Here is a 12882-nt window from a genome sequence, read left to right on the forward strand (position 1 = left end):
ACCTTGGATATTTTCTGACTAAAAAAATAAGAATCCACCCCAAAACCACCGGTGAGATCTGCCAGGGTTTTTCCGGCTACTAAGGCCGACTTATACCTTGCCGTAATTTCGGAGGAGGTTTGCTCTATATGCAACTTGGGAGGGTAGAAAATTCCAGGGGAATTATACCAGGTTGGCAACTTGGTATGTGCCTTATTCTTGCTCTCGAGCTGCTGTACCAATTCTTTTTGTGAAATACCTTCAAAAGTGGGCTTAGAAAGTAATACTGACAGGATGTCAGTATTTAAATTATTATTTATAAATACTTGTACACCAGTATTTAATATATTTTTATTCAAACTATTACTATAAGTTTTGAGTGAGCTGTTTTACGATCTTATTATCGGCTAAAAACTCCTTTAAAATCACCTTAATTGCGGTATATCCCGGCACCGCAACGATCATTCCGAGGACGCCAAATAACAAACCTGCAATGATGATCACCAGGAATATTTCAAGGGGGTGCGACTTCACACTGTTAGAGAAAATAATGGGTTGTGAAAAGAAATTATCTATGAGTTGGCCTATGACAAAACCGATAATAACATAACCCGTATTGGGTAAAATCACCGAGGTAAAATCGGCCCCAAGATTGGAGGTCATAGATAGGATGATCATGATGACCGCTCCGATGATAGGACCCACGTACGGAATGATATTGAAAAGGGCGCACAGAAAGGCAATTACAATGGCATTGGGGATACCTACAAGTAATAATACAACGGTATAAATTATGAAAAGGATCAGTATCTGAAATAACAGACCTACAAAATACCGAGAGAGTAATCCGTTGATCTTTTCTATGGATTTAGACATCCCTGTTTCTTTGTCATTCGGTATGAAGGTGAGTAGGCCCCTTTGAAACAGCGAACTGTCTTTTAAAAAGAAAAAGGAGATAAACAGAACAGAAAAAAGTCCGATGCCTGCCGCACTCAGGGTATTGACAAAAGAATTAAGGATGTTAGGGATAAAGCCAATATCAAAGCCATTTACAATATTCTTTTCTATCTCGGTCCCTTTGATAAGATCGTTGAGTTGTTCTGGGGAAGCTCCAAAATACAAGGTGATCTCTTGATAAAGGGTGATGAACTTTGTTCTAAGATCTTCTATATTCAATAAAGATAAATTGGCAGCTTGCTCCGCAATCAATGGGAAGAAGAGGGCAATGATGCCCGCAAGCACTCCTATCATCAGGGCCATGGTAAACACTACCGCCAGGGTATTGGGAAATTTAAGTCGGCGCCTCAGAAATAGCACCACCGGTCTGCCAATTAGGGCAACTACCGCCGCCATACTTAAATAGGCCAGGACAGATCTGATTTCATACAGGAAATAAAAGAGAATGACAATTCCTGCAAGAACCCCGACAGCTCTTAGTATCCCATTGGCTAAAACATTTGCATTCATAACTAATTTTTGAAGGCGTATTGTATGATATTAGCGCCCATTTGAAGGGCTTTCTGTCTTACCTCTTCCGGATCGTTATGGACCTCCGGGTCTTCCCAACCATCTCCCAGATCACTTTCAAACGTGAAAAGCAGGATCAAACGATCTTCTTGGAAGATCCCAAATGCCTGTGGTCTTTTCCCATCGTGTTCATGTATCTTGGGCAACCCATCCGGAAACTGAAACTTTTGTGAGAATATAGGGTGTTCCGCCCCTAATTCTTCCAATTCTTTCTCGGGAAAGACCTTTTTTAATTCTTTGCGTAAATAGGGCTCCATCCCATAATTATCATCTATATGCAAAAATCCACCGGCCATCAGATAGGTCCTTAAATTCAATGCTTCTTCATCGGAGAAAAATACGTTTCCATGCCCAGTCATATGAATATAGGGGTATTGATAAAGAGTCGGACTAGCCACTTCCACAGTTTGTGGTTTATCATTAATTGCTGTGCGAATGGTTCTATTACAAAAACGAATAAGATTAGGCAATGCCGTTGGGTTGGCATACCAATCGCCACCACCTTTGTATTTGAGGACCGCTATCTCTTGTGCCCCTCCGGAGAACGATAACAACAGGGTAAAAACAAACAACAATAGGGTGCGATACCACATAGAATGTAAAGCTGATTTAGGATTCAAAGTTACGCATAATGAATTTCAAATAAGCGTTATAGGAACTTAGGCTTTTATCTTTTGATTGCTCAGACTCAACGACTGTTAAAGATGGCCACGGTTGTGCAGGCATAGATTGCTGCGGTCTCAGTCCGTAACCGGCTCTCTCCCAAAGAAACGGCTAAAAAGCCCTGTTCATATGCCTGGTCTACCTCTGCTTCCGTAAAATCGCCTTCTGGGCCAATAAGGATGGTAATTGGTTTATCGGGCGCGATTCGACGCTTGAGTTCTACTTTTTCCTCCTCATGACAATGTGCAATAAACAAGATGCCCGAGTGCTTTTTTTTCATATACTCTTTGAAGGTGATAGGGGGATGCAATACAGGCAAGTGGGTTCTGTTTGATTGTTTCATAGCCCCCTGAATTACTTTCTGTAGTCGGTCTAATTTTAAGATCTTGCGCTCAGACCTGTTACAAATAATTGGTGTAATCTCGTTTACTCCAATTTCTGTAGCCTTTTCAAGGAACCATTCAAACCTGTCATTGCTTTTTGTGGGGGCCACCACCATATGCAGGGAATGCATCTTGGAATGTTTATTAGTAGCTGAAATCACTTTTGCAGTGGCATCCTTAGGGTCTGTGGTGACCAGGGAAGCAACAAACAACCAACCTTTTCCATTGGTAATATGAAATTCATCTCCCTCTTTTTTCCGCAATACTTTTATGAGATGTTTACTCTCCTCTGCCGGGAGTGTAAATTCTTTAGTGGTTTCTGAGATCTCCGGGTTGTAAAATAATTGCATATGTTGTTTCTGTTCAAAGAGTTAATTTTCGCCTGGCATGTTCTATTCCCAGGATTATCCAATGTTGTAACATTTCTTCTGATTCAAGACCGGGGGGTAAAACAAAAATAAATTCTTTCATTGGTTTTTTAATGAAATCCATAGGTTCTACAAATGGATTGTCAAATATTTTTGTCATTTTTTCCGGGACCACCCGTACCATAAGTTTCTCTTTTAGGACACCAATGGTCATTTTTCCCTTAAGTAGGAAGACCATTCCGCCAAACATTTTTTTTTCAGTTATCAACGACTGTGTTTCTGGTGGATACATTTCAAGCGAAAGTCGAATGCGCTGAGCTAAAAGTTCATCGAACGCCATAATCAAATAATTAAGGTGCAGAATGCATGTATAGATTTAAAGGTATGAGATTTTTACAAACTGCAAGACTAGAGAAGCTAAAAGCCTCCTAAGGCCGTATTCTTTTGAATGTTACGGAATAATGTACCTTGCTTTGGCAGTAATGGTCTGATCGCTGAAATTTCCCTCGAGATATTTAAGATATCCAACAATCCCGATCATAGCAGCATTGTCTGTACAATATTCAAATTTTGGAATAAAGGTTGTCCATCCTAAAGAAACCTCGGCTTCTTTCAGTGCCTGGCGTATCCCGGAATTGGCCGATACACCTCCGCCAATGGCCACTTGCGTTATTCCTGTTTGTTTAACGGCTTTTTTAATTTTGTCCATTAAGATGCCCACAATGGTATACTGTATGGAGGCACAAATATCTTCTTTGTGTTGTGCTATAAAGTTGGGATCCTTGGAAACTTCCTTTTGAATAAAGTACAAAATACTGGTCTTTAGCCCACTAAAACTAAAATCCAATCCCTTCACTTTTGGCCTTGGGAATGCAAAGGCATGAGGGTTTCCTATTTGTGCAAGCTTATCAACCAAGGGTCCACCGGGATAAGGCAGTCCAAGGATCTTGGCAGTTTTGTCAAAAGCCTCTCCAACAGCATCATCCAGGGTTTCTCCCAGGATCTCCATATCAAAGTAGTTACGCACCAATACAATTTGAGTGTGGCCACCACTGATAGTCATCGCAAGAAAAGGAAAGGTTGGTTTGTTAAATCCTTTTTCAGTAATAAAATGGGCCAGGATATGTGCCTGCATATGATTTACTTCTATCAGAGGAATACCCAGTCCAAGTGCCATAGATTTGGCAAAGGAAGTGCCAACCAATAAGGAACCCATAAGACCCGGGCCCCTTGTAAAGGCTATGGCAGATAGTTGATTTTTATCGATATTTGCTTTGGCCAATGCGCGGTCTATCACGGGAACAATATTTTGTTGGTGTGCCCTCGATGCAAGTTCGGGAACTACACCCCCAAATTCCTCGTGTATTTTTTGAGTAGCAACTACATTGCTAAGCACAGAATCATTGAGTAAAACTGCTGCGGAGGTATCATCGCAAGAAGATTCAATGGCCAGTAGGTATATATTTTGTTTTTTCACCTAGCTTTGGAATAATTATTGGTCGTACAAAGGTAAATCATATAGCCCTATCAAAAAACTAAGAAAAATACTGGTTAGAATACTCCTGGCAGTATTACTCATATTGGTACTTGGCTCTATTATTCTGTCCTTACCCATTGTTCAAACCAAGATAGCGAAGTACGCTACCGGCTCCATCAACAAAGAATACGGCACTAATATCAATATAGATAAGGTGCGTATTTCATTGATTTCCTGGGATACCTCCCTCAAAGGGATCTTTATTCAGGACTATCAACAAGACACCCTTTTCTATATCAATGAGCTTACCACCTCGGTCTTGAGCATCCGGAATTTAATTGGTGGAAGTCTTGAATTTGGTGATATTGAGGTAGATCAATTAAACTTTAAATTAAAGACATACACGGGAGAAACGAATACCAACCTGGATGTGTTTGTGGAAAAATTAGACGATAACAAACCCAGAGATCCGGAAACACCCCCATTTTTTCTTACTTCTTCAGATATATTTATTAAAAACAGTCATTTTCGATTGATCGATGAGAATCTGGAAACTGCAGAAACCCTGAATTTTCGCGAATTGAATTTAAATGCGAAAGACTTTCAGATTTTAGGTCCGGAGGTTACCACCGAGATAGATGCCCTTTCACTAAAAAGTACAAATGGGCTTGAACTGAGTAAAATGGCAACCTCCTTTAAGTACTCCAAGCAACAAATGCGATTCGATTCACTGGACATTCAGACTCCAAGATCGCATCTTATTGGCAATCTCGTATTCGATTACAACAGGGAAGACTTCATCAATTTTGTGAATAAAGTAAATATTACCGCCGTTTTTCAGGATTCTAAAATTTCGCTAGATGATGTGAATATTCTCAGTAATCAGTTCGGGCAAGAAAAGGAAGTACTTTTTTCGGGAACTATCAATGGGGTACTCAATGATCTAAATTTCAACGAAGTATTTCTTACCACAGAGAATACAGGTATTCGGGGTGATTTCAATTTTAAAGATCTATTTTCCAAGGACGAACCCTTTGTACTAGAAGCCGGTATAAAGAATATCACTACCAGTTATTATGAATTACGGTCTCTGATGCCAGAGGTATTGGGAAATTCCATCCCCATTACCTTTGCTAAACTAGGACAATTTACGGTTAGAGGTGACGCCACCATTACGGAATCTTCTGTCAATACCAAGGTGAATATTAACAGTAATATTGGGAGTAGTTATGTAGATCTTAGCTTAACCGATGTGAATAACATAGACAATGCAAAATACAAAGGCTTTGTTTCCCTTATTGATTTTAACCTTGGCAAGTTTGTCAATGATGATAACCTTGGGATCACCTCCCTGGATGTAAATGTGGAAGGACAGGGTTTTGCGAAGAATAATTTAAATACCGAGGTCATAGGGCAGGTATATAGCATTCAATTCAATAACTATGATTACAAGGATTTGAGCGTCTCCGGGATCATAAAAGATCAGTTGTTTGATGGATCACTGGTAAGCAGGGATGCCAACTTCAATCTGGACTTTAAAGGGTTGGCCGACTTTGGGGGTACGGTAAACAATTTCAATTTCAACGCTTCCGTAGCCTATGCCGATCTTAAGAAACTTAATTTTATTAAAGACAGTGTTTCCATTTTTAAGGGAAATGTGAACATGGATGTCTCTGGGAGCAACCTGGATGACGTGGTAGGTAACATTACCTTTACCAACACCAATTATCAAAACATAAACAATACCTATTACTTTGAAGACTTCAATGTGGTCTCATCGTTTAGTCAGGATTCCATCAGAAGTATTGAAATAAACTCGCCGGATATTATCACTGGCTTTATGCGTGGCAAGTTCAAAGTAAATGAATTGGATAAACTGCTCCGCAATTCCATAGGTAGCATTTATACGAATTACAAGCCTTTTGATATTTCTGAAGGGCAGGTGCTCGATTTTAACTTTAAGATCTACAATAAGATCGTAGAGGTCTTTTTCCCCGAGGTTGCCTTTGACCCCAACACCTTTATCCGTGGAAATATAGTAGCCGATGAAGGGGATTTCAAACTAAATTTTAAATCTCCGAAAATTGCGGCCTTTGAAAATGTATTCGATAGCATTGATGTTAAGATAGATAACAAAAACCCACTTTTTAATACTTATATTTCCGTAGCCGATGTTTCTACCGCCTATTATGATCTGAAAGATTTTAGCCTGATAAACACCACGCTCACTGACACCCTTTTCTTCAGGACAGAATTTAAGGGAGGAAGTGAATACAACGATAGTTATAACCTTAACTTCTACCATACCTTCAATGCACAGAACAGATCCGTCATAGGACTCAAAAGATCGGATCTGAGTTTTAAAGGAAACACCTGGATCCTCAATAAGGACGGGGATAAGAAGAACAAAGTGATCATAAACCAATCCCTGGATAGCATACAGATTGAAGAGATCGTCATGAACAATGACAACAGAGAACAAATCCGCTTGCGAGGCGAGCTGGCAGATTCGACCTATAAGGATCTTCAACTCGACTTTAAGATTGTATCGCTAAGTAAGGTAGCACCCGCCATAGATAGTCTGAAACTAAAAGGGGAGATCAACGGAACGCTAAATATCCTGCAAAAGGATGATATTTATCTGCCTTCCTGCAACCTGGAGATCGCAGGTTTTGGTGTCAACGATATTACCTTGGGGGAACTGACCATTGGGATAGTAGGTAACAGAGATCTTACGGAATACGTGGTAAATTCCCAGATATCTGATCAGGGAGTAGAAAAGTTTAGTCTGCTTGGTAACTTTAACAATGAAGGAGAAGTACCTATTGGGGACCTCATGGCTAATTTCAACAATTTTAGCCTGGAACCTTTTAGTCCTTTGGGAGAAGGGATCATTACTAACATTCGGGGACTTCTCAATGGATCTGCTCAGATCAAAGGGGATCTTAGAAACCCGGATATCAGTGGGTTGCTCTCTTTAAACTCCGCAGGAATTGCTATTCCCTATTTAAATGTTGATTATAATTTTGGACCTAATTCTACCGTACGACTTTACAATCAGACCTTCGATTTCCAGAATATTCAATTGACCGATGTAGACATGAATACCAGCGCAACCTTAGATGGGACCATTAAACATCAGTACTGGGATGATTGGAGCCTGGATCTGGATGTAGATACCAATAACAATAGGTTCTTAATTTTAAATACCCCCTTTGAAGAAGAGATCTTGTATTACGGTACAGGATACTTAAATGGCAAGGGAAGGATCTTTGGGTCTACAAGGGCGCTCACCATTAAGGTAGATGGTGCTACGGCCCCGGGAACCTCCTTAAAGATACCGCTTAGTGATGTTGCCTCTGTAGGGGATTATTCCTTTATAAATTTTATTGAGAAAAAGGATCAGCAATCCTTTGAAGTAGAAAGAACCCTAAAGGATTACGATGGGTTGGAATTAAATTTTGACCTGGACGTAACCCCCGATGCCGAGGTAGAGATCGTGGTAGATCAGAAAACAGGAAGTTCACTTAAAGGTACAGGGGTAGGAATCTTACTGATAAATATCAATACCAATGGGAAGTTTAATATGTTTGGAGATTTTGTAGTGGTAACGGGTACCTATAACTACCGTTTTGGAGGAGTGATCGATAAATCTTTTACGGTGAAACCGGGTGGAAGCATCGTATGGGATGGCCTGCCATTAGACGCTCAGCTGGATATGGAAGCTGTGTACGCCCTCAATGCCAATCCGGCCCCTTTACTAGATAATAATTCGGGTGTAACCAGGAGGATTCCCACCGATGTAGTGGTAAAACTTACCGGAGAGTTGGAAAGGCCTGCCATCGATTTTAATATTGAATTTCCAGGCACCAGTTCTATCTTGAAGTCGGAATTGGAATACAAACTTCAGGATCCAACAGTAGAAGAGCGCAACGCGTTTTTTCTATTGGCACAAGGTACTTTTGTAAATGAAGGTAGTGGTTTAAATCAACAAGCCGTTACTGGGAATTTAATACAGACCGCTTCGGGCTTGGTAAACTCGTTACTAAGTAGTGGCAATGACAAATTCGATTTTGGGTTTTCACTGGAACAGGGGACAATAGATCCCAGTCAGGTGCAAACGGAGAATAGACTTGGAGTAACCGTTTCCACAAGGATCAGTGACAGGGTGCTGTTCAATGGGCGTTTTGGGGTTCCTGTAGGAGGGGTGAGTGAGACGGTTGTGGCCGGAGATGTGGAGGTCCAGGTATTGCTGAATGAAGAAGGCACACTTCGCGCCAAGATCTTTAACAGAGAAAATGAAATTCAACAGTTTCTCGCAGATCAAACGGGTTATACCCAGGGGATCGGACTTTCGTATGAAGTAGACTTCAATACTTTTAATGATCTGCTCAGGAAAGTATTTAGCCCTAAGAAGGTAAACGAATCTTCAGACGCCAAGCCTAAAGACGTGCGAAGTACCATGGGGAAAGACAGTTTGGTTAAATTCTATCAAAAACCCAAAACGCTTCCAATTCAGAATTGATCATTCAGTTAGGAATTTCACAATTTTCAGCACTAATTTATGAACATACGAAAACTATATCGTTGTAGACGGTCTATTACATCAAATAAGGTCAAGGGATCATCGTGGTTTCATATTTGTTTGCTATTTTTGATATTCGAAATTTTTTAATGGATACAAAAATTCAGAAAATAGCAGTATTTACCTCTGGGGGAGATTCCCCTGGAATGAATGCAGCCATTCGGTCGGTTGTTCGCACCTGTGCGTACATGAAGATAGATTGTGTAGGGATTTACAGAGGGTATGAAGGAATGATCGAGGGAGACTTCCTGCCTATGAATGCCAGGAGTGTCAATAATATAATCAATAAGGGAGGCACCATTTTAAAATCTGCCCGCTGTGATGAATTCAAAACAAAAGAAGGTCGCCAAAAGGCATATGATCAACTTAAGTCTGAAGGGGTAGATGCCCTGGTGGTCATTGGTGGGGACGGCAGTTTCACCGGAGCCCTTTTATTCAACGAAGAATTTAATATTCCCTTAATTGGAATTCCGGGTACCATAGACAATGATATTTTTGGCACCAGATATACCCTGGGGTTCGATACGGCCATCAATACGGCTATGGAAGTAATAGATAAGATCAGAGATACCGCAAGTTCTCACCACAGGCTTTTCTTTGTAGAGGTTATGGGACGAGATGTAGGTCATATTGCACTCAATGCAGGAGTAGGAGCTGGTGCAGAAGAGATTTTAATTCCTGAGGAGAATTTGGGCCTCGAACGTTTACTCGATTCACTAAAAAGAAGTAAACTCACCGGAAAATCTTCCAGCATTGTTGTCGTGGCAGAGGGCGATAAAACAACCGGCAAAAATGTATTTGAATTAAAGGAATATGTGGAACAGCATCTCCCTATTTACGATGTCAGGGTTTGTGTGTTGGGCCATATGCAACGAGGAGGGTCCCCATCTTGTTTTGATCGGGTACTTGCCAGCAGAATGGGAGTTAAGGCCGTAGAAGCGCTTATGGAGGGAAAAACCAACCTAATGGTGGGCATATTAGACGATGAAATTGCATTCACGCCTATCCACGAAGCAATAAAAGGAAAAACAAAAATTGATAAGGAACTTATAAGGGTCTCCGATATCATGAGTACTTAATTTTAAAATAAAGAACATGGCAACATTAAAAGTAGGAATAAACGGATTTGGTAGAATAGGCAGGCTTGTTTTCAGGGCCATAGCTAAAAGAGATGGAGTGGAAGTTGTGGCTATCAATGACCTGTTAGATGTAGAACATCTGGCATATCTATTATCATACGATTCAGTACATGGCAGGTTCGATGGAACAGTTGCGGTTAAAGACGGACATTTGGTTGTCAACGGCAAAACCATTAGGATAACAGCAGAAAGGGATCCCAAGAGTATTAAATGGGATGCAGTAGGAGCAGAAATCGTTGCCGAATGCACCGGAATATTTACAACACTAGAAACAGCTCAGTACCATATAGACGGTGGTGCCAAGAAGGTTGTGATTTCTGCACCTTCTAAAGATGCCCCTATGTTTGTAATGGGTGTGAATCACAAAGATGTAAAAGCGAGTGATAAAATTGTATCTAATGCTTCCTGTACCACTAACTGTTTGGCTCCCCTTGCAAAAGTCTTGAATGATTCCTTTGGAATAGAAGAAGCACTGATGACTACGGTTCACGCTACAACAGCAACACAATTAACCGTAGACGGTCCGTCCAAAAAAGACTGGAGAGGTGGTAGAAGCGCCATGCTAAACATCATCCCTGCATCTACAGGTGCAGCAAAGGCAGTAACCAAGGTAATCCCTGAACTGGAAGGAAAACTAACGGGTATGGCCTTCAGAGTGCCCACTGCAGATGTTTCTGTAGTTGACCTTACTGTTCGACTTAAAAAAGAAACTTCCTATGAGGAAATTAAAAAAGCATTTAAGACTGCCTCGGAAGGATCTTTAAAAGGAATTTTAGGATATACTGAAGAGCATGTGGTTTCTCAGGATTTTGTAGGTGATCCACGAACAAGTATTTTCGATGCAGGTGCAGGGATAGAATTGAACTCCAAGTTTTTTAAAGTAATTTCCTGGTATGATAATGAGGCAGGATATTCTAACAAAATGGTAGATCTGGCTCAATATATACACAAGCTTTAGTCATATTTAGATTCACAATTAAATCCTTGAGATAAGTAAAATTTGCTTATTTTAAGGGTTTCTTTTTTAAGCCCATTGATATGATTTTAATAGTAGATAGTGGAGCCACCAAAGCTGATTGGATCGCTCTTGATGAAAAAGGGGACGAAGTCTTTATGACCCAGACATTAGGCCTAAGCCCTGAAGTACTTACGAGAGAGGTGATTGAAGACCGATTGGCAAATAATTTTGAACTCTCCAAGAACAGGGACAAGGTAAAACGCTTGTACTTTTATGGTGCAGGCTGCGGTACTGACAGGATGAAAAAGTTTTTAAAGAACATTTTTAAATCCTTCTTTAAAAATGCCAAAGCTGAAGTGAAGGAAGATACCTATGCGGCCATTTACTCTACCACCAAAGTTGGTCACCAGGGGATCGTTTGTATTTTGGGCACAGGCTCTAATTGCAGTTACTACGATGGTCACCAGCTCTTCCAAAAGGTGATATCACTTGGATACATCCCCATGGATGATGGAAGTGGAAATTTTTTCGGGCGGAAACTTATAAGGGATTATTACTTTCATAAAATGCCGCAGGCTCTGGGCCATAAATTTGCCGGCGAATACAACCTAGATGCGGATGTGATCAAGGAAAATCTGTATAAACAACCAAATCCCAATACCTATTTAGCCACCTTTGCCCGTTTTCTGATAGAGAATAAGGATCACCCGTACTGTAAGGCAGTAATAGATAAAGGATTGCAACAATTTGTGAATAATTACATCATGCAATTTGAATTGGCCACCAAGGTCCCAATTCATTTTGTAGGGAGTATTGCTTACTTCCTGCGCGAGGAATTAAAGGCTGTATTGGAGCGAAACGACCTGGTACCTGGAGTTATCAGACAACGCCCTATAGACGGCCTGGTTGAATTTCACAAGCAAACTATCTAACGGCGATCATAGAGATCTCTACATTGACAAATTTAGGGAGATTGGCTACTTCCACCGTTTCCCGTGCAGGTGCTGTAGCGGGCTCAAAATAAGAGCCATATACTTCATTTACACTGGCAAACTGGTTCATGTCCTTCACAAAAATGGACGCTTTTACCACCTGTCCAAAGCCCATACTGGCTTTTAATAAGATGGCCTTTAGATTCTCCATACATTGCCTGGTTTCTTCCTTGATATCTCCGGAGATGAGTTCGCCTGTATTGGGATCCATCGGGATCTGCCCGGAAATATACAGGGTATTCCCTGCCATAACCGCCTGGTTATAGGGCCCACTGGGGGCAGGTGCTTTGGAAGTGTGAATAATCTTTCTACTGCTCATACATATTGTTTTAGTCTGTTATCGTCTAGGGGGTCGCTGACTCCTGTTCTCCCATTTAAGATCCGATAGGATAGAACTTTTAATTCCTATAAAGAAATACCATCGTTCAAAATCGCCAAAGGGTGTCCAGTTGAATCGCATATTAAAACTCTTAAGATCTCGTTCAAAACGCAATTGTGTGACGGTAAACCCTTTATTTTTAATATCATATCCGGAGGACACGCCTACCTTCCAACGAGGTGAAAGTTCAATATTTCCGGAAAACATCAGGGAGTGATTAGAGAATTCGTTTTGCCTGTTGCTGTTGCTGTAGGTGGCCGCGTACTGTAAGTTCAGGTCCCAGGGGATCTTAGTTCCATATCGGGGATTTTTCACATCATCGGGGTCCCTGTCCTTAAAGCTACTGTCATTAAAATTGTCAGCGGTCCCAAATAGATCATCCGTTCGGCCTCCACTAGACGCAATATAATTCTGTCCGTTGTAAGGGTCCTC

The 12882-nt window shown here is 40.9% G+C and carries 10 protein-coding genes and 2 pseudogenes; 4 read left to right on the plus strand and 8 right to left on the minus strand.

The annotated features are described in order from the left end of the window. The 6 genes and pseudogenes from WBM49_RS05205 to tsaD form a co-directional block, all read right to left on the minus strand. A pseudogene (locus WBM49_RS05205) lies at nt 1-338 on the minus strand (class I SAM-dependent methyltransferase); the annotation flags it as partial. 7 nt (nt 339-345) lie between these two features. Beyond that, nucleotides 346-1446, minus strand: a complete 1101-nt coding sequence (locus WBM49_RS05210; RefSeq protein ID WP_424371005.1) for an AI-2E family transporter — start codon at nt 1444-1446, stop codon at nt 346-348. 2 nt (nt 1447-1448) lie between these two features. After that, on the minus strand, nt 1449-2099 hold the full coding sequence (locus tag WBM49_RS05215; protein ID WP_424371006.1) for a DUF4159 domain-containing protein: 651 nt from the start codon (nt 2097-2099) through the stop codon (nt 1449-1451). A 95-nt stretch (nt 2100-2194) separates the two neighbouring features. Further along, on the minus strand, nt 2195-2902 hold the full coding sequence (locus WBM49_RS05220) for a 16S rRNA (uracil(1498)-N(3))-methyltransferase (protein ID WP_424371007.1): 708 nt from the start codon (nt 2900-2902) through the stop codon (nt 2195-2197). A 13-nt stretch (nt 2903-2915) separates the two neighbouring features. Next, nucleotides 2916-3260: a TfoX/Sxy family protein gene (locus WBM49_RS05225; protein WP_424371008.1), complete on the minus strand. Its 345-nt coding sequence runs from the start codon at nt 3258-3260 to the stop codon at nt 2916-2918. A gap of 111 nt (nt 3261-3371) precedes the next feature. Continuing rightward, nucleotides 3372-4397, minus strand: a complete 1026-nt coding sequence (tsaD, locus tag WBM49_RS05230; RefSeq protein WP_424371009.1) for a tRNA (adenosine(37)-N6)-threonylcarbamoyltransferase complex transferase subunit TsaD — start codon at nt 4395-4397, stop codon at nt 3372-3374. Between the two features lie 103 nt (nt 4398-4500). Between tsaD and WBM49_RS05235 the strand changes: the two genes are divergently transcribed. From WBM49_RS05235 to WBM49_RS05250, 4 genes are all read left to right on the plus strand, one after another. After that, nucleotides 4501-8922 (plus strand): translocation/assembly module TamB domain-containing protein, encoded by a 4422-nt coding sequence (locus WBM49_RS05235; RefSeq protein ID WP_424371010.1) that lies wholly within the window; start codon nt 4501-4503, stop codon nt 8920-8922. 149 nt (nt 8923-9071) lie between these two features. Beyond that, complete coding sequence (pfkA, locus tag WBM49_RS05240) at nt 9072-10061, plus strand: 6-phosphofructokinase (RefSeq protein WP_424371011.1); 990 nt, start codon at nt 9072-9074, stop codon at nt 10059-10061. A gap of 16 nt (nt 10062-10077) precedes the next feature. Beyond that, complete coding sequence (gap, locus tag WBM49_RS05245) at nt 10078-11079, plus strand: type I glyceraldehyde-3-phosphate dehydrogenase (RefSeq protein ID WP_424371012.1); 1002 nt, start codon at nt 10078-10080, stop codon at nt 11077-11079. 80 nt (nt 11080-11159) lie between these two features. Next, on the plus strand, nt 11160-12011 hold the full coding sequence (locus tag WBM49_RS05250; RefSeq protein ID WP_424371013.1) for an N-acetylglucosamine kinase: 852 nt from the start codon (nt 11160-11162) through the stop codon (nt 12009-12011). Here the strand turns inward: WBM49_RS05250 and WBM49_RS05255 are convergent. Both WBM49_RS05255 and WBM49_RS05260 read right to left on the minus strand, forming a co-directional pair. Beyond that, complete coding sequence (locus WBM49_RS05255) at nt 12004-12390, minus strand: RidA family protein (RefSeq protein WP_424371014.1); 387 nt, start codon at nt 12388-12390, stop codon at nt 12004-12006. The two genes, WBM49_RS05250 and WBM49_RS05255, sit on opposite strands and share 8 nt — an antisense overlap. Nucleotides 12391-12408: 18 nt before the next feature. After that, a pseudogene (locus tag WBM49_RS05260) lies at nt 12409-12882 on the minus strand (LPS-assembly protein LptD); the annotation flags it as partial.

It is taken from the genome of Muriicola sp., assembly GCF_049669965.1.
Taxonomy (GTDB): domain Bacteria; phylum Bacteroidota; class Bacteroidia; order Flavobacteriales; family Flavobacteriaceae; genus Muriicola.

What these genes read in the sequence shown, in the direction of transcription:
- WBM49_RS05210 (WP_424371005.1), bottom strand. Translation starts at nt 1,446, where the DNA reads ATGAATGCAAATGTTTTAGCCAATGGGATACTAAGAGCTGTCGGGGTT.
- WBM49_RS05215 (WP_424371006.1), bottom strand. Translation starts at nt 2,099, where the DNA reads ATGTGGTATCGCACCCTATTGTTGTTTGTTTTTACCCTGTTGTTATCG.
- WBM49_RS05220 (WP_424371007.1), bottom strand. Translation starts at nt 2,902, where the DNA reads ATGCAATTATTTTACAACCCGGAGATCTCAGAAACCACTAAAGAATTT.
- WBM49_RS05225 (WP_424371008.1), bottom strand. Translation starts at nt 3,260, where the DNA reads ATGGCGTTCGATGAACTTTTAGCTCAGCGCATTCGACTTTCGCTTGAA.
- pfkA (WP_424371011.1), top strand. Translation starts at nt 9,072, where the DNA reads ATGGATACAAAAATTCAGAAAATAGCAGTATTTACCTCTGGGGGAGAT.
- gap (WP_424371012.1), top strand. Translation starts at nt 10,078, where the DNA reads ATGGCAACATTAAAAGTAGGAATAAACGGATTTGGTAGAATAGGCAGG.
- WBM49_RS05250 (WP_424371013.1), top strand. Translation starts at nt 11,160, where the DNA reads ATGATTTTAATAGTAGATAGTGGAGCCACCAAAGCTGATTGGATCGCT.
- WBM49_RS05255 (WP_424371014.1), bottom strand. Translation starts at nt 12,390, where the DNA reads ATGAGCAGTAGAAAGATTATTCACACTTCCAAAGCACCTGCCCCCAGT.